The sequence below is a fragment of the Chromobacterium sp. Beijing genome (assembly GCF_021496765.1).
In the GTDB taxonomy this organism is placed as follows: domain Bacteria; phylum Pseudomonadota; class Gammaproteobacteria; order Burkholderiales; family Chromobacteriaceae; genus Chromobacterium.
Genome location: NZ_CP053750.1, coordinates 2,736,341 through 2,755,295, shown reverse-complemented (window position 1 = coordinate 2,755,295; position 18,955 = coordinate 2,736,341). Strand labels below are relative to the sequence as shown.

Sequence of the window (18,955 nt, the reverse complement as noted above, 5' to 3'; positions counted from 1 at the left end):
ATAATGGGCATAGCCAATACCTATTGAGACAACAGGCGGTCGCTATCGAACAAATGGCCGCTGAAACGAATTGAGATAAAGGAACTTCGACATGGGTAAAATCATTGGCATCGACTTGGGCACCACCAACTCCTGCGTATCGGTCGTGGAGGGCGGCGCGCCCAAAGTGATCGAGAACGCCGAAGGCGCTCGCACCACTCCGTCCATCATCGCCTACATGGACGATGGCGAAATCCTGGTCGGCGCGCCGGCCAAACGCCAGGCGGTGACCAACCCGCGCAACACCATTTACGCCGCCAAGCGCCTGATCGGCCGCCGCTTCGAAGACAAGGAAGTGCAGAAAGACATCGACTTGATGCCTTTCGAAATCCTGAAAGCCAAGAACGGCGACGCCTGGGTCAAAGTGCGCGACCAGGAACTGGCTCCGCCGCAACTCTCCGCCGAAGTGCTGCGCAAGATGAAGAAGGCCGCGGAAGACTATCTGGGCGAGGAAGTGACCGAGGCGGTGATCACCGTGCCGGCCTACTTCAACGACAGCCAGCGTCAGGCCACCAAGGATGCCGGCCGCATCGCCGGTCTGGAAGTGAAGCGCATCATCAACGAACCGACCGCCGCGGCGCTGGCTTTCGGCCTGTCCAAGCAGGAAGGCGACCGCAAGATCGCGGTGTACGACCTGGGCGGCGGCACTTTCGACGTGTCCATCATTGAAATCGCCGACGTGGACGGCGAGCACCAGTTCGAAGTGCTGTCGACCAACGGCGACACCTTCCTGGGCGGCGAAGACTTCGACCAGCGCGTGATCGACTACATCGTGACCGAGTTCAAGCGCGAACAGGGCGTGGACCTGAAGAACGACGTGATGGCGCTGCAGCGTCTGAAGGAAGCGGCGGAAAAGGCCAAGATCGAGCTGTCCAGCGCGACTCAGACCGAAGTGAACCTGCCCTACATCACCATGGACGCCACCGGCCCGAAACACTTGGCGATGAAGATCACCCGCGCCAAGTTCGAAAGCCTGGTGGAAGACCTGGTCGAGCGCTCCATCGAGCCGTGCCGCGTGGCGCTGAAGGATGCCGGCCTGTCGGTCAACGAGATCTCCGACGTGATCCTGGTCGGCGGCCAGACCCGCATGCCCAAGGTGCAGGAAAAAGTTAAGGAGTTCTTCGGCAAGGAGCCGCGCAAGGACGTGAACCCGGACGAAGCCGTGGCCGTGGGTGCCGCGATCCAGGGTTCGGTGCTGTCCGGCGACCGCAAGGACGTGCTGCTCTTGGACGTGACCCCGCTGTCGCTGGGCATTGAAACCCTGGGCGGCGTGATGACCAAGCTGATCCAGAAGAACACCACCATCCCGACCAAGGCGTCGCAGGTGTTCTCCACCGCCGACGACAACCAGACCGCGGTGACCATCCACGTGCTGCAGGGCGAGCGCGAGAAGGCTTCCGCCAACAAGAGCCTGGGCCAGTTCAATCTGGGCGACATTCCGCCGGCGCCGCGCGGCATTCCGCAGATCGAAGTGGAATTCAACATCGACGCCAACGGCATTCTGCACGTGTCGGCCAAGGACAAGGCTTCCGGCAAGCAGGCCAACATCACCATCCAGGCTTCCTCGGGTTTGTCCGAAGCCGAGATCCAGCAAATGGTGAAGGACGCCGAGGCCAACGCCGAGGAAGACAAGAAGCTGCACGAGCTGGTGACCGCCCGCAACCAGGCGGAAGGCCTGATCCACAGCGTGAAGAAATCGCTGGCCGAGCACGGCGACAAGATCGACGCCGCCGAGAAGGCCAAGATCGAAGACGCGGTGAAGGCGGCCGAGGAAGTGGCCAAGAGCGAAGATAAGGCCGAGATCGAAGCCAAGACCGAAGAACTGGCCAAGGCCAGCCAGAAACTGGGCGAAATCATGTACGCCCAGGCTCAGCAGGCTGAAGCTGGCGCCCAGCAGGGCGGCGCGGACGCTCAGGCCGGCAAGCAGGAAGACGGCAACGTCGTCGACGCCGAGTTCGAAGAAGTGAAGAAAGACAAGGCTTAATCGCCAGCCGATGTCTTGACGCCTGATGACCGGGCCGGGCCCGCCGGAGTGTTCCGCGGCCCGGACCGGTCATTGGCGTATGGTGGCCGGCCGCGCTAGGGGGCTTGCTTCCCGAGCCGACTGAATTTGAGAGAGACAGGAACATGTCCAAGAAAGATTACTACGATGTGTTGGGCGTCAACCGCGACGCCTCCGACGACGACATCAAAAAGGCTTACCGCAAGCTGGCGATGAAGTATCACCCGGACCGTAATCCGGACAGCAAGGAAGCGGAAGAGAAGTTCAAAGAGGTCAAGGAAGCCTACGAGATTCTGTCCGACAGCCAGAAGCGAGGCGCTTACGACCAGTTCGGCCATGCCGGCGTGGACCCGCAGGCCGGCGCCGGCGGCGGCGCGGGCTTTGGCGGTTTCGGCGACTTCGCCGACATTTTCAGCGATATCTTCGGCGGCGGCCGTTCCGGCGGCGGCGGAGGCGGGCGTTCCAACGTCTATCGCGGCGCGGACCTGCGCTATAACATGGAAATCTCGCTGGAAGAGGCGGCCCGCGGCTGCGAGAAGCAGATCCGCATCCCTTCGCACGAAGAATGCGAAGTCTGCCACGGCAGCGGCGCCAAGCCCGGTACCCAGCCCAAGACCTGCTCCACCTGCGGCGGTCACGGCCAGGTGAGGATGAGCCAGGGCTTCTTCTCCATTCAGCAGACTTGCCCCACCTGCCACGGCACCGGCAAGCAGATTACCGACCCCTGCACCAGCTGCCACGGCGCGGGCCAGAAAAAGACCAACAAAACGCTGAACGTGAAAATTCCGCCCGGCGTGGACGAGGGCGACCGCATCCGTCTGTCCGGTGAAGGCGAGCCGGGCCAGAACGGCGGACCGTCCGGCGACCTTTACGTGGTCACCCACATCAAGCCGCATGCGGTGTTCCAGCGCGACGGCATGGACCTGCATTGCGAGATGCCGATCTCCTTCTCCACCGCGGCGCTGGGCGGCGAAGTGGAAATCCCGACGCTGGACGGCATGGCCAAGGTCAAGATCGCGGGGGAAACCCAGAGCGGGCGCGTCTACCGCTTGCGCGGCAAGGGCGTGAAAGCGGTGCGCGGCACCGATTACGGCGATCTGCATTGCCATGTGGTGGTGGAAACTCCGGTCAAGCTGACCGAACGTCAGAAAGAGCTGCTGCGCGAATTCGACGCCATCAGCCAGGGCGACGTGGCCACTCACAATCCGCGCTCCAAGTCCTTCATGGACAAGTTGAAGGATTTCTTCGGTTAAGACGTCTCTCAGCGACCCTCGCGGTCGCGGACGACAAAACGGCAAGCGCGCGCTTGCCGTTTTTTTGTTGGAGCATAAATATTTTTGGTGGTCAACTATTTTTGAGTAACTTGTTGTAATGAGCGATTTTTTAAAATGAATTATCTGGAGGGTTCCGGTATCCGGCCTTATCTTGGTGGGGCTCCGGAACCCCGCTCCGGAGCGAAAACATAAAAATTATCCGGGCCACCCTGCATCAGCGCGGTGAGCTTGGCTTCGCTCAAAGGAGAATGTCATGGAAGATTTGGTCAACGCCGTCAACGGCGTCATCTGGAGCCCGGCGCTGATTTACCTGTGTCTGGGCGTGGGTCTTTACTTGTCCGTGCGCACGCGTTTCCTGCAATTGCGCCACTTCCGGGAAATGCTGCGCCTGATGTTCAATACCGAGAGCACCGCCAGCGGCGTGTCCTCGTTCCAGGCGCTGGCGATGACGCTGGCCGGCCGCGTCGGCACCGGCAATATCGCCGGCGTCGCCACCGCGATCACTTTCGGCGGCCCGGGCGCTATCTTCTGGATGTGGATGGTGGCCTTCCTCGGCGCCAGTTCGGCCTTCGTTGAATCGACGCTGGGCCAGGTCTACAAGGAAAAGATCGACGGCCAGTATCGCGGCGGCCCGGCTTTCTACATCGAGAAGGGTCTGGGCTTGAAGTGGTACGCCTGGCTGTTCGCCATCACCACCATCATCGCCACCGGCGTATTGTTGCCGGGTGTGCAGGCCAATTCCATCGCCGCCTCGCTGAACACCGCCTTTGGCATCGCGCCCACCGTCACCGCGGCGGTGCTGGCCATCATTCTGGGCTTCATCATCTTCGGCGGGGTCAAGCGCATCGCGCTGTTCGCCGGCGCGGTGGTGCCCTTCATGGCCTTGGGCTACATCATCGTGGCCTGCGTGATCATCGCCTTGAACATCGAGCAGCTGCCCGGCGTGATGGCGCTGGTGCTGAAAAGCGCGTTTGGCATGGAGGCCGGTTTCGGCGCCATTCTCGGCCTGGCCATCCAGTGGGGGGTGAAGCGCGGCGTGTATTCCAATGAAGCCGGCCAGGGCACCGGCCCGCACGCCTCCAGCGCCGCGGCGGTGTCGCATCCGGCCAAACAGGGCCTGGTGCAGGCCTTTTCGGTCTATATCGATACTTTGTTCGTTTGCTCCGCCACTGCCTTCATGCTGCTGATCACCGGCCAATACAATGTGCAGGGTCCGGAAGGCCAGGCCATGTACACCGGCATCGCCGGCGTGGCGGCGGGGCCGGGTTATGTGCAGATCGCGATGGAAAGCATCATGCCGGGCTTCGGTTCCATCTTCGTGGCGCTGGCGCTGTTCTTTTTCGCCTTCACCACCATCGTCGCCTACTACTACATTGCCGAAACCAATATCGCCTACATCAACCGCAAGATTCAGCTGCCCTGGCTGAGCTTTGTGCTGAAGATCGCCTTGATGGCGGCAACGGTGTACGGCACGGTCAAGACCGCGGATCTGGCCTGGGGTCTGGGCGATATCGGCGTCGGCCTGATGGCCTGGCTCAACATCATCGCCATCGTCTTGATGCAAAAACCGGCGCTGGCCTGCCTGCGGGACTATGAGGTGCAGAAAGCGCGCGGCTTGGACCCGGTGTTCCATCCGGAAGCGCTGGGCATCGTCAACGCCGCCTACTGGGAAGGACGGCGCGCGGAGGACAATCTGGCCGCGGAATTGGCGGCGCAGGCCGGCAAGGCCGCGGAGGAAGGCGAGCTGGCGCCGCGTAAGCGCTGAGCTCAGGAGAACGCGGACGGCGGCGGTTTCCGGCGCTGTCCGCAAAGCCGGCGTGCAAAATCCAGAACACTCTGTTTTGCCGGCCGGCATCCGCTGCGGGTCGGCGGCAACAGGCGTACAATGGCCGGGCTAATCCTTCTAATGGAATTGTCATGATTTTCGCCAATCGCTATTTTCCCGCCACTCGCATGCGCCGCATGCGCAAAGATGAATTCTCCCGCCGCCTGATGCGTGAAAACGTGCTGACCGCCAACGATCTGATCTATCCGGTATTCGTGATGGAAGGGCAGAACCGGGTGGTGGAAGTGCCGTCGATGCCGGGCGCGCCGCGCCAAACGCTGGACAAGCTGCTATACACCGCCGAACAGGCGCTGGAACTGGGCGTCCCGATGCTGTCGCTGTTCCCGGTGATCGAATCGGGCAAGGACAATAGCGCGCAAGAGGCCTACAACCCCGAAGGCCTGGTGCCGACCGTGGTTCGCGAATTGAAGAAACGCTTCCCCGAGCTGGGCGTGATGACCGACGGCGCGCTGGACCCGTACACCATTCACGGCCAGGACGGGGTGATGGACGAGAGCGGCTATGTGCTCAACGACGAAACCACCGAAATCCTGATCAAGCAAGGCCTCTGTCATGCGGAGGCCGGCGTGGACATGTTCGGTCCGTCCGACATGATGGACGGACGCATCGGCGCGATCCGCGAGGCTTTCGAGGAGGAAGGCTTCATCCATACCAAGATTCTGGCGTATTCGGCCAAGTACGCGTCCGGCTTCTACGGCCCCTTCCGCGACGCTTTGGGTTCGTCCGGCAATCTGGGCAAGGCCGACAAGAACAACTACCAGATGGACCCGGCCAATCTGGACGAAGCGATCCAGGAGGTGGCGCAGGATCTGGAAGAGGGCGCCGACGCGGTGATGATCAAGCCGGGCATGCCCTATCTGGACGTGATCCGTCGAGTGAAAGACACGTTCCGGGTGCCGACCTTCGCCTATCAGGTGTCCGGCGAGTACGCGATGTTGAAGGCGGCCTTCCAGAACGGCTGGCTGAACGAGGAAAAGTGCATGCTGGAAAGCCTGATCGCGTTCAAGCGCGCCGGAGCGGACGGCATCCTGACCTATTTCGCGCTGGACGCGGCGCGTTTGCTGCGCCAACGCTGAGCGCAGGCGGACAAGCCATCGCGCCCCGGCTCAGGCCGGGGCGTTTTGCATGGGAGCGGACATGGATTTGATGCATTCCACCCTGTTCTGGATTCTCATCGCCGCCGCGCCGGCGGCGACGGCGCTGGGCATCCTGATCCGGCTGTCCCGGCGTGAGCCGCCGCCGGATCTGCCGCCCGGGGTCAAGCCCTTGGGCTGGGACGACGAAGACGAGGAAGACGACGACAAGGCGCCGCCGGCGGCGGGCGGCTAGTCGAAGCGCCAGCTGGCCATGGACAGATTGCCCATGCGCCAGTCGTCGTGCAGCTTGAGCGCGGGCGCGCCCGGCGTGCCGGCGCCCAGCGCCACCCACAGCGGGGCGATGTGTTCGTCGCTGGGATGGTTGTGGCGCGGATAGGGCGCTTGCTGCAGCCAGTCGGCCAGCGTGTCCCGGGCGTCGTTCAGCAACTGCTGGTCCAGCCAATCGCGGAAGGCCAGCGCCCACGGCGCCGGCGCCGAGCCTTCCGGGGCCAGCGCGCGCAGATTGTGGGTGTAGCTGCCGGAGGCGATGATCAGGACGCCTTCGTCGCGCAGCGGGCGCAGCGCCTCGCCTATGCGCATCAGTTCAGCGGCCGGCGCCTGATGCGGCAGCGACAGATTGACGATGGGGATATCCGCCTGCGGGTACATCAGCATCAGCGGCGTCCAGGCGCCGTGATCCAGTCCGCGTTGTTCGGTACTCTGCGCCGGCAGTCCGGCGGCGGCGAACAATTCGTGCAGGCGCGCGCAGAGCTGCGCATCGGTGCGGGCCGGGTAATTCAGCTGGTACAGGGCCTCGGGAAAGCCGTAGAAGTCGTGGATGGTTTCCGGGTTTGGCTTGTGGTTGACCACCAGGCCGCGGGTTTCCCAGTGCGCGGAAACGATGACGATGGCGCGCGGGCGCGGCAACTCCGTTCCCAGCTGGGCGATGAAATGGCGGCTTGGGCTGTCTTCCAGCACCAGGGTGGGGGCGCCGTGCGAGATGAACAGCGCAGGTAGGCGAGCAGTCATGGCTGAAGCTTTCATTCAAGAGATGGCTTCAGCTTAAGCCACGGCGATTCTCTGATAAACCGCAGTTTATTGGCTTTATTGTTTACTCGTTGGAAACAATTTGGCGATGCGGCGGCTCGTCTTGCAAAGGGACGGCCTATTCCGGTTTTAACTTAATCCGCCAAGCAGGATGGCACAGCCGGCAATGAAGATGAGGATGCCCATGATGCGCCGCCAGTTACGCTTGCTCTGCCTGTCGCTCAATGGCTGCCGTTTCAACCTTCTCAGCTGTTGTCGATACATGGTCATTTGACGCTCCTATATTTGAATGATAATCATTCTTGTTTGAATGTCAAAATAAACGCTCGCGCAGGAGCGGCCGCTGTGGCGGAAGGCTTGAAACGGGGGCGTCGAAGCCGTGGGCCGGAGCGGAGGGGAAAGGCGGAATCCTTCGCTTCGTCAGGGGGCCGTAAGGCGGTATCAGGGCTTTGTTGGCCGTTCTTATTGCAGCCAGGCGAAGCCGGCCCATACTTCCAGCCAGAGCGCTTGCCAATCGAATGTTTTCATTGCGATCTCCCTTGCTAAGGTATGCGGAGTATCGCTCAAGGCTTTGTATTTGTTAAATTGATTGTTTTTGCTTGCTGCTTAGCTGATTGCTATGAGGCTTGCGAACGGAGCGATGAAGAGCCGCCCCCGCAAGCGTGAAGCGCTTGCGGGGGCGGGAAGGCTCGGCGAGCCGGTCCAAGTCTCGCTCGTCAGAGCGAGACAAGGCCTTGCGGTTAAAGAGTTGGGCGGTGCACGCTGCATGCGAGCATGTGGCACTCGCCGTGCTTCGCCTTGGCGCGCGCGGCGAGTATCGAACCCTCTCTTTAGTCCCAGGGCACTTCCGCCGAGTTTTCGACGACGACGGCGGGCTGCTTGTCCTGCGTCGGGGCGACAGCCGCCGGGCTGGTCGCTTCTTCCAGGCCGCCCAGCGCGGCGACCAGCGCGTCCACCAGTTCGCCCAGTTCTTCGCTCATCAAGGTGAAGGTGGCTTCGAACAGGCTTTCGCGGTCATCGCCGGCCTGGCTGGCTTCGTCTTGCAGCAGGTCCAGGAACTGCAGCCGCTTCAGCTGCAGCATATCGGTCAGCTGGAAGCGGATCTTTTCCTGCCAGATCAGGCCAACCCGGGTCACTTGCTTGCCGGTGGCGATGTGCTGGCGGATCTCGTCCGCGGTCAGGTCGATGCGCGCGCAGCGCACTACCGCGCCGTTTTCGCTGCTGTCCTTGAGCTCGCAATCGGAATCCAGCTCAAAGCCGGCCGGCGCCTCGCCTGCCGCCAGCCAGTCCGTCATCGCGGTGTGCGGGGCGATCTTGGTGCGCGGCAGCGTGGCGGGGAAGGGCGGTAGCGCTTCGCGCAGCTTGGAGACCAGCGCCTCCGCCTTGCTGGCGGCTGCCGAGTCCACCATCAGCCAACCGCGGCGGGTGTCCAGATAGGCGCTCATCCGGCTGCTGCGCACGAAGGCGCGCGGGAGCAGGTCGTCGGTGATCTGCTCTTTCAGGGCCAGCTTTTCCTTGCGGCCCACCTTGCGCAACTCCTTGTCTTCTATCTCGGCGACTTTCAAATCGACGAAGTCGCGGATCACCGAGGAGGGCAGCACTTTGTCCTCGCGGCGCAAAGACACCATCTGGCAGCCGCGCACGGCGTAGACCGGCGCCTCCAGGTGGCCGGCGGCGGGCACCCAGCCCTCGCTGAACCAGTCCAGTCCCATGCAATGCTGGAATGGACGCTTTTCCAGCGCGGCGGAAAGCTGTTCGTTGTTAGGGGCGTCGTCTTGATTCAAACGGTAAAAAGATAGTTGCCTAAACCACATATTTGTTCCATAATGCGCGTCCTCTGATGCCACAGATTGTACCGCAGCCAAGACAGCAGCGGGGTGGTTTTCGGACAAGCTTGAAGATGGTCGTCGGAGTGTAGCTTAGCCTGGTAGAGCGCTACGTTCGGGACGTAGAGGCCGGAGGTTCGAATCCTCTCACTCCGACCAGTCAATTAGAAAAAGCTTGTCAGAAAGCATCGGATGTAGTAAATTTCTGCTCCTCGGCGCTTGGCGCTGAAGGCAGTAAAACGGAGTGTAGCTTAGCCTGGTAGAGCGCTACGTTCGGGACGTAGAGGCCGGAGGTTCGAATCCTCTCACTCCGACCAGATTCAAAACCCTGAATTCAAGTATTTGAATTCAGGGTTTTTGCATTGGGGACTTAAAGAATCAAGCCGGTTATTTGGAAATGGCCGACGCCCCTTTTCAAATCGCAGGAAACTGTTTATTATTACGCGCTCTGCTTCAGGGCGGAGTGATGTGCCGGTATAGCTCAGTTGGTAGAGCAGCGCATTCGTAATGCGAAGGTCGGGGGTTCGACTCCTCTTACCGGCACCACAATCCCGCTTTAGAACAGCAATCAGCCCGCCATGCGGGCTTTTTTGCGTTTCCGGCGCGCCTCTTGCCGGTTTTCCCCCTTCCCGCCTATTTGATTCCCCTTGACTCGCTTTGCGAATCCGGAGCCGGACGCCGTCGCGACGGCTAGCGATTGCCGACATATTATGATATAAGCATTTTTGTGGCCGGGCACGATGGACAGAAGTCCGCCCGCATTGCGGGCGGCTTGAGAATGCGCCTGGGCTGAAATATATTGTGAACGTCTGTTATGACGAATGGACATGACGGTCTAGGCTGTCATCTAATGGAAAGCTACAGCAATTGTAGAGAGCGAACATGCTATCCAATTCCGTTGCTACTTTCAGCCTGTATTCGGATTTATACGCCCGGTTTCGTCCGGCGTATCCGGAGGCCTTGTATCAGTGGCTATTGCCGCAGTGCGCCGAATATGGGCGAGCCTGGGATTGCGCCACCGGCAACGGTCAGACCGCGGTGAGGTTGGGGGACAGTTTCGCGCGCGTGGACGCCACGGACATCAGCTCCGCGCAGCTGGGTCAGGCCGAGGCGCATAATCAGGTGTATTACCGCGAGTGTCCGGCCGAGGTCACGCCGTTCGACGACGCCGCCTTCGATCTGATCACGGTGTCGCAGGCTTTGCATTGGTTTCATTTCCCGTCGTTCTGGCCGGAGGTGGGACGGGTGCTCAAGCCGGGCGGCGTGTTCGCCGCCTGGGGTTATCATCTATGCAGGGTGTCTCCCGAAGTGGATCGCGCCGCGGCGATTTTGACGTCTATCATCGAACCGTTCTGGTCCAGCCGCTGCCAGATACTGTGGGACGGCTACAGCACGGCGGGCTGCCCGCTGCCTGTGCTGGAAACGCCGGATCTGGCGATTGATTGCGATTGGACGCTGGAGCAATACCTGGGCTTTCTCAACACGCTGTCCGCCAGCAAGCTGTGCAAACAGACCCTGGGCGAGCATGTGCTGGACGATGCCTCCAGCCGCATCGCCCGCGCCTGGGGCGATGGCGATCAGGTGTGCCGGGTCAGCATGCCGCTGAGCCTGCTGGTGGCGCGGCGCCCGGCGTAACGGGTTCTAAAACCGATTCCGCGCCATCTGCCGGCGCAAGCAATCCAGCACCGCCCGCCGCGCGTAGCCTGCGGCGGGCCGGTTTTCAGCGCCGCTTGTCGTATTCCGCTTGCAGATCGGACAGCAGGATGTTGAGCGCGTCGGACGAACGCAGCAGTTCGATCAGCGACACCGCCAGCGAGCAAATCATGCACAGCAGGCTGATGCCGAAAGTCAGCTCCCCCCAAGCCTGCCAGCCGGTATAAACCTGGAACATCGCCACCGTGCATAGAAACAGGCTGGCGATGCCCAGGCATTGCATCCATTTGATCAAGGTGATGCGGGTGCGCAGATTGCCGATCTGGCGCAGGATCTTGGGGTCCTGGCTATCGCGGTACTCCTCGTACAGATTGCGAATGATGCCGGCCAGGCCGAGAAAACGGTTGGTATAGGCCAGCAACAGCAGGGAAATGGCGGGAAACAGCAGGGCGGGCGTGGTCAGGGTCAGCGCGGAGTGCATCAGGCGTTCTCATCAATCAGGACATCAATGCCGTTGTCGGTGGCGTCGAACAGTTCGATTACGTCCGGGTTCTTCATGCGGACGCAGCCGAGGGAGGTGGGGGTGCCCCAGGGCACGTGGTCCCCGGCACCGTGGATGTAAATGGCTCGATTATAACTGTCTACTTCGCCGCCTTGGTTCTTGCCGGGCTCTTCGCCGCACAGCCACAGAATGCGGGTGAGGATCCAGTCCTTGTTCGGGTACTGGACGTGCAGTTCCGGCGTGTACTTCCAGGGCGTCACTTTGCGGCGGAAAATAATGGTGTTGGCTTCCACGCCGGCGCCGATGCGTTCGCAGACCCGGTGCCAGCCGCGCGGGGTCTGGTAGCTGCCGCTGACTTCTCCCACGCCCTTGCGCGCGGTGGACACCTGATATTCGCGTTGCAACAGCCCCCAGCCGTCGTAACGGCGCAGGGTCTGGCTGCGCACGCCGACCAGAATCCAGGGCGCGCCGTAATGGCGCGGATTGGGGGAGGTGTCCAGCAAGGGCGCGGCGGCCTGCTGCTGAACCGCGAAAGCCGCCGCCGCCAATGGGTCCATCGCCAGCGCGGCGTCGTCTTCCGCGTCGCCGGCGAAGGCGGACGCGCTCAAGGACAGGGCGAGCATCAGTCGCAGCATGGCATCAGCCTTTCCGACGGGTTTGGAAAAACGCCGTCAACGGTTGCGCGCAGGCATCCGCCTGTTGCTGGCCGAACACCGCGGCGTGGTGATTGAGGCGGCTGTCGGCGAAAACGTCCAGCACACTGCCGGCGGCCCCGGTCTTGGCGTCGGGCGCGCCGTAAATCACGCGGGCGATGCGGGCGTGCATGATGGCGCCGCTGCACATCAGACAGGGTTCCAGCGTCACGTACAGATCGCAGCCGTCCAGGCGGTAATTGCCCAGCAGGCCGGCGGCGTCGCGCAGGGCCATGATCTCGGCGTGGGCGCTGGGGTCGCGTCGGCCTATAGGTTGATTGTAGCCGCGTCCTATCACTTCGCCTTGCCGGACGACGACGGCGCCCACCGGAATCTCTCCCTCCGAACCGGCCTGGGCGGCCAGCTCCAGGGCCAGCGCCAGATGGCGGGCGATCTCGGCCTCGGGCGGCGGGGCGGCCACGGGCGGATGCGCGGCCAATTGCCGCAGCAAGGCGTCTTTGGCTTCGTCGCCGAGTTGGTTCCAATGAATGCCGCGGCAGGCGGCCTCCAGCGCGAACAACAGCTTTCGGGTGGCGGTGCGTCCGCGGCTTTTCAATTGCAAGAAAGCCAGGACCGGGCCGCGTTGCCTCAGGGCGTCGACGTCTACAATGCCGATTTCGGCGAGCCAGGCGATGGCCGCGGGCGGCAAGGGGGGCGAGGCCAGCTGAGCGCGGCTCGCCATGGTTTCAGCGGGTGGGACGGGTTTGTCTTGCATGATGTCGATTTTAGCGTAAAGAAATCCCCTGCACGGCCGATAGAATGTCATAACCATAGGTTTTTTCTTATATGCCCGTGATAAAGCCCTATTCTGCCTCCTATGCGCTGTCCCAATCCAAGCCGCCGGCCGGTCGCGCCGCGCCAGCGGCTTCAGCTGCGTCCGCCGAGTCCGCAACGGCCCAGACCGCCGCTCCAACGGCTTCCTTGCAGGCTGGTCCGGCGCAACAAGCGCGTCAGCAGTTGCAATCCTCCTTGCAGCAAAGCTTGGGCAAGTTCATGCAGCAATTGAAGGTGACCTTGCGGCCCTTGCCCAAGCGTTCGCCCGAAGTGGATGGCATGCAGAAGGAGATGCTGAAAAAGAAGGTGGATATGTTGCTGCAGATGGCGCAGATGGCGGGCCGGGACAAGGCCAGCCTGAAAGCGCTGGCGGCGGAGCTGGCGCGCGCGGTCAAGGAACTCAAGCAGCTGGTGGCCAGCATGACGCAGAACGCCGCCGATTCGATGATGCCGATCAGCGTAGGCGGAGACGCGGCGGTGGCGGCAAGCGCGGCGGCTTCGAGCGAGGCCGCGCCGGACTCGACCAGCGGCGGCGGAGACGTTTCCGGCGCCGCCGCCCAGGCGCAGATTGAAGCCAAGGCGCAAACCGCCGAGGACGAAACGCGGCAGGCAAAGGATGGGGAAGGCAATGCGTCGGCCGCCGGCGCGCGTGGCGACGCGGCCGCGGCCAATGGCGACAAAAGCGCGGGAGCGGCCGCGCGCGACGACGGCGCAACGCCGCGCGCCGGCGGGGGCAATCCGCTGGCCGGCGGCAATCCGGTGGCGGGCGACCGGGTGATCCAGGACATCATGATGAAGTTGAAGCAGCTGCAAAACTGGCTCAAGCAGCAGACGCGTCAACTGCAGGCCGATCAAGAGCTCAGGAAAATGATGAAGGAGATGGACAAGGACATGGCCGGCATCGAGAAGATGTTGGCGACCGGGGAAGTGTCGGAGAACGGGGAGATGGACGTCCAGGTCCACCTTGAGGCGGAAGCCGGCGGGGGTGTGAACGTCCAGGCTTGATCAGCGGCGCAGCCAGCGGCGTCCCAGCTGCCACAGCGCCCAAAGCCGCGCGCCGGTGCCCAGCCAGGATTGCAACCTTCCGCCCGGCGGCAGCAGGCTGCCGAGCACGGCCAGAATCTTGCCGAGCCCGCGGTGCCGGCCCCAGGCTTTCAGGCCTTCTCCAGCGGCGCCGAGAGGATGGCGGCGCAGGGTGTCCAGCTCCAGGCGCAGCTTGACCCTGAGCGCTTCGCCCTTCATCACCAGCAATTGTTTCTTGATGGCGCGGTCTCTCGGGTTCACGGCGCGTCTCCGCCGCCCAAGGCCGCCCAGTCCTTGCGCACTTCTTCCAATGTGGTGGCGAAGGCCGGTCCTTGCTCGCGCAGCCGTCGACGAAGACGGAAGGCCAGCCAGGCGCCCGCGCCGCAGAACAGCAGCGCGCAGGCGGCAAGCGCCCAGGCGCGCAGCGTCGGCGGAGTCAGCGTCCAGACCAGCAGCAGGCCCGCCATCAGGCCCACGGCGATCAGGATCAGCGCCAGCATGCCGGTGAACAGGCTGCCGATGATGTCGTCTTTCAGTTCCTGAGCTTCAAGCGACAGCAGTTCCGCCCGGGTCAGCAGCAAGGAAGCCACCCCGCCGGCGAAGGAGCGCAGGCTGCCGGGGCGGGGCGGAGATTGGCGTTGCGGCATGCCTTAGCGGCGGGAAACCAGCATGCCCAGCAGGAAGGCGACGCCGGCGGCGATGCCGATGGATTTCCACGGGTTTTCATGCACGTATTGATCGGTCGCTTTGGCGGCGACCTTGGCCTTGCCGACCACCACTTGCTCGGCGTCCAGCAACTTGGCCTTGGCGAGCTTCAGCTTTTCGTTGACGCGCTGGCGGATTTCCTTGCTTTTCTGGCTGCCATCGTCCAGCGAGGCGTCGATCAGCTCTTCGGTGCTGACCAGAACCTGGCGCACGTCATCCAGTAATTGTTCTTTTTCCTTGGCGATTGCAGCGGCATTGGACATAAAGATCTCCTGGTGAAAATGAATGGGAATTCCGCGAAGGCACGACTCTCGCGGTGCAGCAATCAAGCTGGCTACCATGAACCTATCAGGCTGGGCCAATGACGTCAAACACTGGATTTGACCGCTTTCGCCTGCGTCAAATCCGGCCGTAGGCGACGTTTTCCCACTGCGGAAGCCGTGGCGCGCGGAAACGGCTGGCCGCGTACAAGCCCACGCCGCCCATGGCCAGGCTGAACAGGGCCGAGATCCAGGGGCTCCAGGGGGTGGCGGCGATCAGCAGCAGCGGCGCGGCGCTGGCCCACAGCGAATAAGCGATGTTGTAGGTGACGGCGATGCCGGAGACGCGGATGTCGGCGGGAAACAGACTGATCATCGCCGAGGGCACCACGCCGACGATGCCGCAGCACAGGCCGGCGACGGCGTAGGCGAGGCCGGGCCAGCGCCAGCCGCCGATCAGGCTGGCGTAGAGCAGGCCCACGCCCACGGGCAACAACAGGCTGTAGAGGATCAGGCTGCGCAACGGGCCGACGCGGTCGGTGACGCGGCCGGCGATCACGCAGCCTATGTTGAGGAAGACGATGCCGAGGCTGCCCAGGGCGAAGGCGTCCTTGGCCGGCCAGGCGAAGTGCTGCTGCAGCAAGGTGGGGGTGACCACCACCGGAATCACCACGGCCGAAGTCAGCACGCAGGTCAGCAGCGCCGCCGGCAGCAGGGTGCTCCGGTGCGCGCGCAGCACTTCCAGCAGCGGGTAGGCGCGCTCCTGCCGTTGAGAACGCAGGGACAGGAATACCGGCGTTTCATTCAGCCAGCGGCGCAGCCAGACGCCGAACAGGCCGAGCGGGCCGCCGAGCAGGAACGGAATTCGCCAGGCATAGTCTTGCATTTGCTGAGGGCTGAAGACTTCGGCCAGCAGGGTGGCGGTCAGCGCGCCCAGCAGATAGCCCATGGTCAGGCCGGCTTGCAACAGGCCCAGCGCGTAGCCGCGATGGCGCGCCGGCGCGTGTTCGGCGACAAAGGTCCAGGCGCTGGGCACCTCGCCGCCCACCGCCGCGCCTTGCAGCAGCCGCAGGCACAGCAGCAGCAGCGGCGCCAGATAGCCGATCTGGGCGTAAGTGGGCAGCAGGCCGATCAGCAGACAGGGGCCGGCCATCATCAGCATGCTGAGGCTGAACATGCGCTTGCGGCCCAGGCGGTCGGCGAAGTGGGCCATCAGGATGCCGCCCAGCGGCCGCGCCAGGTAGCCGGTGGCGAAGATGCCGAAGGTTTGCAGCAGGCGCAGCCATTCCGGCATCTGCGGCGGGAAGAACAATTGGCTGAGCGTGGCGGCGAAGAAGGCGAAGACGATGAAGTCGTAGATTTCGAGCGCGCCGCCCAGCGCGGCCAGTCCCAGGGTGCGGTAGTCGGAGCGTGAAAGTGCGGCGGCGGGCGTGGCGATGGCGTTCATGACGGTTCGGATGACGGTGGCGCGAAGGAGGGGCTGGAGTCGGATTCAATGCGCGCCGGCAAGGGCTGGACGCAGGGCTGGAATCTGCTTAAGGCAATGCGAATATGGCGGTATGGCAAACATGCCGCCAGTTTAGCGCGTGTCGGGAAATGTTGCGATAGTCAATTGCATTTTAACGGCATAAATTGCGCCGGGCGCGGACAAGAAAAAACCCCGGCGTCTGCCGGGGTTGAGAGGAGGGCGCTTATTCCCACTCGATGGTGGCCGGCGGCTTGCCGGACACGTCGTACACCACGCGGTTGATGCCCTTGACCTCGTTGATGATGCGGTTGGACGCGCGGCCCAGCAGGCTGTACGGCAGCTCCGCCCAGTGAGCGGTCATGAAGTCGCTGGTGACCACGGCGCGCAGCGCGACGACGTAGTCGTAAGTGCGGCCGTCGCCCATCACGCCCACCGATTTCACCGGCAGGAACACGGCGAAGGCCTGGCTGGTCAGTTCGTACCAGTTCTTGCCGCTCTTCTCGTCCACGGTGTTGCGCAGTTCTTCGATGAAGATGGCGTCGGCCTGGCGCAGCAGATCGGCGTACTCTTTCTTCACTTCGCCCAGGATGCGCACGCCCAGGCCCGGGCCCGGGAAGGGGTGGCGGTAGACCATGTCGTGCGGCAGACCGAGCGCGACGCCCAATTGGCGCACTTCATCCTTGAACAGCTCGCGCAGCGGCTCCAGCAGCTTGAGGTTCATGTCTTCCGGCAGGCCGCCCACATTGTGGTGGCTCTTGATGGTGTGGGCCTTCTTGGTCTTGGCGCCGGCGGATTCGATCACGTCCGGGTAGATGGTGCCCTGGGCCAGCCATTTGGCGTTGCTGAGCTTGCCGGATTCGCGGTCGAACACCTCGATGAATTCCGCGCCGATGATCTTGCGCTTCTTCTCCGGGTCGCTCTCGCCGGCGAGCTTGCTCATGAAGTCGGCTTCCGCCTGCACGTGAACCACTTTCACGCCCAGGTTCTGCGCGAACATTTCCATCACCATCTTGCCTTCGTTCAGGCGCAGCAGGCCGTGATCGACGAAGACGCAGGTCAGTTGCGGGCCGATGGCGCGGTGGATCAGCGCGGCGGCCACCGAGGAGTCCACGCCGCCGGACAGGCCGAGGATGACTTCTTCGTCGCCCACTTGCTCGCGGATCTTCTTTACCGCTTCGTCGATGTAGTTGGGCATGGTCCAGCTGGGTTTGCAGCCGGCCACGTGCAGCACGAAGCGATGGATTATTTCCGTGCCGCGCTTGGTGTGGGTCACTTCCGGATGGAACTGCACGCCGTAGAGGCCGCGGCTCTCGTCGGCCATGGCCGCGATCGGGCAGGACGGGGTTTCGGCGATGACGTTGAAGCCCGGCGGCAGGCCGGTGACCTTGTCGCCATGGCTCATCCAGACGTCGAGGAAGCCGTTGCCGGCGTCGTCCACCTGATCTTGCAGGCCTTCCAGCAGTTTGGAGTGATGGCGGGCCTTGATCTGGGCGTAGCCGAACTCGCGCTTGTCGCCGGCTTCCACTTTGCCGCCGAAGGTCTGGGCCATGAACTGCATGCCGTAGCAGATGCCCAGCACCGGAACGCCGAGTTCGAACAGCGCCGGATCGGCCTGGTAGTCGGATTCGTACACCGAGTTGGGGCCGCCGGAGAGGATGATGGCTTTGGGCGCGAAGGCGCGGATTTCTTCCAGCGGCATGTCAAACGAATGAAGCTCACAGTAAACGTGAGCTTCGCGTACGCGGCGGGCAATCAGTTGGGTGACCTGAGAGCCGAAATCGAGAATGAGGACTTTGTCCATGCCTATCCTTCAGGAAATGTTGTGGGCCGTGCGGCCGTGATGATTGAGATAATGTCGCAGGCGGCTGGGCGCGCGGCGGCGCGGGCCTGCTTTCATTGTTCGCCGTCCCGAGACGGCAGCCGGAATCTGCGGCTGCGCTCCGGCACGTGTTCGCTGCGGGCCAGCAGCATCAGCAGTCCGGCGAGGATCATGCCGAAGGACAGCAGATGGCTGGGGCGCAGGCCTACCGCGTCGTAGAGGTAGATGGCGCCGCCGGCGTAGATCAGCAGCGGGCTGGTGACCAGGGTGGATTTGTTGAAGCCGTCCACGACGAAGAGCAAAACGCCCGCGGCGGCCAGCAACAGAGAGAGCAAGGTGGCGGTGTTGGGCAGCAGCGAGGTGCTTTTCAGGAACCAGACCGATCCCAGGCAAATCAGCACGATGGGCAGGGCCGCGCTGCGGTTCATCAGGCGGCTCCACGCTGGTTTTTCATGAAGCGCTGTTTTTCGCGCTGCCATTCGCGGTCTTTTTCGGTGTCGCGCTTGTCGTGCAGCTTCTTGCCCTTGGCCAGCCCCACTTCGACCTTGATGTTGCCGCGGGTGTAGTGCAGGTCCAGCGCCATCATGGTGTAGCCGGCGCGTTCCACCTTGCCGATGAAGCGGTTGATCTGTTCTTGCGACAGCAGCAGTTTGCGCGGGCGCACCGGGTCGGCCTTGACGTGGGTGGAAGCGGATTGCAGCGGCGTGATGTGGCAGCCGATCAGCCAGAAGGCGCCGTTTTTCCAGTCCACGTAGCTTTCCTTCAACTGGACGCGGCCGGCGCGGATGGCCTTGACTTCCCAACCTTCCAGCACGAGCCCGGCTTCGAGCTTTTCCTCGATGAAGTAGTCGTGGAAGGCCTTGCGGTTCTGGATGATGCTCATGTCGGCTATCGGAGTAATCTGTGGAATTAATCCTCCATTGTACCAGAAGCCGGCGGCTTGCCAAAG

20 protein-coding genes and 3 tRNA genes are annotated in these 18,955 nt (G+C 62.9%); 10 read left to right on the top strand and 13 right to left on the bottom strand.

The features are described from left to right. The first annotated feature begins 91 nt into the window (after window positions 1–91). The 5 genes from dnaK to HQN78_RS12710 all read left to right on the top strand — a co-directional run bounded on the left by dnaK (window position 92) and on the right by HQN78_RS12710 (window position 6,490). Entirely contained in the window at window positions 92–2,023 is a 1,932-nt protein-coding gene (gene dnaK, locus HQN78_RS12730; protein WP_107798308.1) for a molecular chaperone DnaK, read from the top strand. A 143-nt stretch (window positions 2,024–2,166) separates the two neighbouring features. Further along, window positions 2,167–3,294, top strand: a complete 1,128-nt coding sequence (gene dnaJ, locus HQN78_RS12725; protein WP_107798309.1) for a molecular chaperone DnaJ — start codon at window positions 2,167–2,169, stop codon at window positions 3,292–3,294. Between the two features lie 274 nt (window positions 3,295–3,568). Then, a complete protein-coding gene (locus tag HQN78_RS12720; RefSeq protein ID WP_235084172.1) occupies window positions 3,569–5,080 on the top strand; it encodes a sodium:alanine symporter family protein in 1,512 nt (503 codons plus the stop codon). Window positions 5,081–5,232: 152 nt separating this feature from the next. Then, entirely contained in the window at window positions 5,233–6,237 is a 1,005-nt protein-coding gene (hemB, locus tag HQN78_RS12715; RefSeq protein ID WP_235084171.1) for a porphobilinogen synthase, read from the top strand. Between the two features lie 61 nt (window positions 6,238–6,298). Continuing rightward, the gene (locus tag HQN78_RS12710; RefSeq protein ID WP_107798312.1) at window positions 6,299–6,490 is read left to right on the top strand and encodes a hypothetical protein; all 192 of its coding nucleotides are present in this window, start codon (window positions 6,299–6,301) and stop codon (window positions 6,488–6,490) included. On the opposite strand, the gene HQN78_RS12705 is transcribed toward HQN78_RS12710, so the two are convergent. From HQN78_RS12705 to HQN78_RS12695, 3 genes are all read right to left on the bottom strand, one after another. Further along, window positions 6,487–7,266 (bottom strand): class III extradiol ring-cleavage dioxygenase, encoded by a 780-nt coding sequence (locus HQN78_RS12705; protein WP_227107143.1) that lies wholly within the window; start codon window positions 7,264–7,266, stop codon window positions 6,487–6,489. The genes HQN78_RS12710 and HQN78_RS12705 overlap by 4 nt on opposite strands. Window positions 7,267–7,413: 147 nt before the next feature. Then, entirely contained in the window at window positions 7,414–7,554 is a 141-nt protein-coding gene (locus HQN78_RS12700; protein ID WP_235084170.1) for a hypothetical protein, read from the bottom strand. Between the two features lie 560 nt (window positions 7,555–8,114). Then, the gene (locus HQN78_RS12695; protein ID WP_370646534.1) at window positions 8,115–9,098 is read right to left on the bottom strand and encodes a recombination-associated protein RdgC; all 984 of its coding nucleotides are present in this window, start codon (window positions 9,096–9,098) and stop codon (window positions 8,115–8,117) included. Window positions 9,099–9,192: 94 nt separating this feature from the next. Between HQN78_RS12695 and HQN78_RS12690 the strand changes: the two genes are divergently transcribed. The 4 genes from HQN78_RS12690 (at window position 9,193) to HQN78_RS12675 (ending at window position 10,745) form a co-directional block, all read left to right on the top strand. Then, a tRNA-Pro gene (locus HQN78_RS12690) sits at window positions 9,193–9,269 on the top strand. Between the two features lie 81 nt (window positions 9,270–9,350). After that, window positions 9,351–9,427, top strand: a tRNA-Pro gene (locus HQN78_RS12685). A gap of 153 nt (window positions 9,428–9,580) precedes the next feature. Continuing rightward, window positions 9,581–9,656, top strand: a tRNA-Thr gene (locus HQN78_RS12680). Window positions 9,657–9,992: 336 nt separating this feature from the next. Further along, window positions 9,993–10,745 carry a class I SAM-dependent methyltransferase gene (locus HQN78_RS12675; protein ID WP_227107147.1) on the top strand — a complete coding sequence of 251 codons (753 nt, stop codon included), beginning with the start codon at window positions 9,993–9,995 and terminating at the stop codon, window positions 10,743–10,745. Between the two features lie 85 nt (window positions 10,746–10,830). On the opposite strand, the gene HQN78_RS12670 is transcribed toward HQN78_RS12675, so the two are convergent. The 3 genes from HQN78_RS12670 to tadA are packed head-to-tail and all read right to left on the bottom strand — an operon-like array spanning window position 10,831 to window position 12,639. After that, on the bottom strand, window positions 10,831–11,244 hold the full coding sequence (locus HQN78_RS12670; protein ID WP_019104308.1) for a DUF2721 domain-containing protein: 414 nt from the start codon (window positions 11,242–11,244) through the stop codon (window positions 10,831–10,833). Then, the gene (locus tag HQN78_RS12665; protein WP_235084169.1) at window positions 11,244–11,900 is read right to left on the bottom strand and encodes a L,D-transpeptidase; all 657 of its coding nucleotides are present in this window, start codon (window positions 11,898–11,900) and stop codon (window positions 11,244–11,246) included. The genes HQN78_RS12670 and HQN78_RS12665 overlap by 1 nt, the downstream gene beginning before the upstream one ends. 4 nt (window positions 11,901–11,904) lie before the next feature. Then, entirely contained in the window at window positions 11,905–12,639 is a 735-nt protein-coding gene (gene tadA / locus HQN78_RS12660; RefSeq protein WP_235084168.1) for a tRNA adenosine(34) deaminase TadA, read from the bottom strand. A gap of 104 nt (window positions 12,640–12,743) precedes the next feature. Between tadA and HQN78_RS12655 the strand changes: the two genes are divergently transcribed. Next, entirely contained in the window at window positions 12,744–13,736 is a 993-nt protein-coding gene (locus tag HQN78_RS12655; RefSeq protein ID WP_235084167.1) for a hypothetical protein, read from the top strand. Here HQN78_RS12655 and HQN78_RS12650 read toward each other — a convergent pair whose 3' ends face one another. The 7 genes from HQN78_RS12650 to smpB all read right to left on the bottom strand — a co-directional run bounded on the left by HQN78_RS12650 (window position 13,737) and on the right by smpB (window position 18,889). After that, a complete protein-coding gene (locus HQN78_RS12650; protein ID WP_107798318.1) occupies window positions 13,737–14,015 on the bottom strand; it encodes a hypothetical protein in 279 nt (92 codons plus the stop codon). Further along, the gene (locus tag HQN78_RS12645) at window positions 14,012–14,401 is read right to left on the bottom strand and encodes a phage holin family protein (RefSeq protein ID WP_107798319.1); all 390 of its coding nucleotides are present in this window, start codon (window positions 14,399–14,401) and stop codon (window positions 14,012–14,014) included. The genes HQN78_RS12650 and HQN78_RS12645 overlap by 4 nt, the downstream gene beginning before the upstream one ends. A gap of 3 nt (window positions 14,402–14,404) precedes the next feature. Then, the gene (locus HQN78_RS12640; RefSeq protein ID WP_048415023.1) at window positions 14,405–14,722 is read right to left on the bottom strand and encodes a YqjD family protein; all 318 of its coding nucleotides are present in this window, start codon (window positions 14,720–14,722) and stop codon (window positions 14,405–14,407) included. A 136-nt stretch (window positions 14,723–14,858) separates the two neighbouring features. Then, on the bottom strand, window positions 14,859–16,166 hold the full coding sequence (locus HQN78_RS12635; protein WP_107798320.1) for an MFS transporter: 1,308 nt from the start codon (window positions 16,164–16,166) through the stop codon (window positions 14,859–14,861). Between the two features lie 244 nt (window positions 16,167–16,410). Further along, complete coding sequence (guaA, locus tag HQN78_RS12630; RefSeq protein WP_235089799.1) at window positions 16,411–17,994, bottom strand: glutamine-hydrolyzing GMP synthase; 1,584 nt, start codon at window positions 17,992–17,994, stop codon at window positions 16,411–16,413. 86 nt (window positions 17,995–18,080) lie between these two features. Further along, complete coding sequence (locus HQN78_RS12625) at window positions 18,081–18,434, bottom strand: hypothetical protein (protein WP_107798322.1); 354 nt, start codon at window positions 18,432–18,434, stop codon at window positions 18,081–18,083. After that, a complete protein-coding gene (smpB, locus tag HQN78_RS12620) occupies window positions 18,434–18,889 on the bottom strand; it encodes an SsrA-binding protein SmpB (RefSeq protein WP_081546054.1) in 456 nt (151 codons plus the stop codon). Before smpB ends, HQN78_RS12625 begins: the two co-directional genes overlap by 1 nt. Between the last annotated feature and the right edge of the window lie 66 nt (window positions 18,890–18,955).

Coding starts and splice junctions, on each gene's coding strand:
- dnaK (WP_107798308.1), top strand. CDS start 92: ATGGGTAAAATCATTGGCATCGACTTGGGCACCACCAACTCCTGCGTA.
- dnaJ (WP_107798309.1), top strand. CDS start 2,167: ATGTCCAAGAAAGATTACTACGATGTGTTGGGCGTCAACCGCGACGCC.
- HQN78_RS12720 (WP_235084172.1), top strand. CDS start 3,569: ATGGAAGATTTGGTCAACGCCGTCAACGGCGTCATCTGGAGCCCGGCG.
- hemB (WP_235084171.1), top strand. CDS start 5,233: ATGATTTTCGCCAATCGCTATTTTCCCGCCACTCGCATGCGCCGCATG.
- HQN78_RS12710 (WP_107798312.1), top strand. CDS start 6,299: ATGGATTTGATGCATTCCACCCTGTTCTGGATTCTCATCGCCGCCGCG.
- HQN78_RS12705 (WP_227107143.1), bottom strand. CDS start 7,266: ATGACTGCTCGCCTACCTGCGCTGTTCATCTCGCACGGCGCCCCCACC.
- HQN78_RS12700 (WP_235084170.1), bottom strand. CDS start 7,554: ATGACCATGTATCGACAACAGCTGAGAAGGTTGAAACGGCAGCCATTG.
- HQN78_RS12695 (WP_370646534.1), bottom strand. CDS start 9,098: ATGTGGTTTAGGCAACTATCTTTTTACCGTTTGAATCAAGACGACGCC.
- HQN78_RS12675 (WP_227107147.1), top strand. CDS start 9,993: ATGCTATCCAATTCCGTTGCTACTTTCAGCCTGTATTCGGATTTATAC.
- HQN78_RS12670 (WP_019104308.1), bottom strand. CDS start 11,244: ATGCACTCCGCGCTGACCCTGACCACGCCCGCCCTGCTGTTTCCCGCC.
- HQN78_RS12665 (WP_235084169.1), bottom strand. CDS start 11,900: ATGCTGCGACTGATGCTCGCCCTGTCCTTGAGCGCGTCCGCCTTCGCC.
- tadA (WP_235084168.1), bottom strand. CDS start 12,639: ATGGCGAGCCGCGCTCAGCTGGCCTCGCCCCCCTTGCCGCCCGCGGCC.
- HQN78_RS12655 (WP_235084167.1), top strand. CDS start 12,744: ATGCCCGTGATAAAGCCCTATTCTGCCTCCTATGCGCTGTCCCAATCC.
- HQN78_RS12645 (WP_107798319.1), bottom strand. CDS start 14,401: ATGCCGCAACGCCAATCTCCGCCCCGCCCCGGCAGCCTGCGCTCCTTC.
- HQN78_RS12640 (WP_048415023.1), bottom strand. CDS start 14,722: ATGTCCAATGCCGCTGCAATCGCCAAGGAAAAAGAACAATTACTGGAT.
- HQN78_RS12635 (WP_107798320.1), bottom strand. CDS start 16,166: ATGAACGCCATCGCCACGCCCGCCGCCGCACTTTCACGCTCCGACTAC.
- HQN78_RS12625 (WP_107798322.1), bottom strand. CDS start 18,434: ATGAACCGCAGCGCGGCCCTGCCCATCGTGCTGATTTGCCTGGGATCG.
- smpB (WP_081546054.1), bottom strand. CDS start 18,889: ATGAGCATCATCCAGAACCGCAAGGCCTTCCACGACTACTTCATCGAG.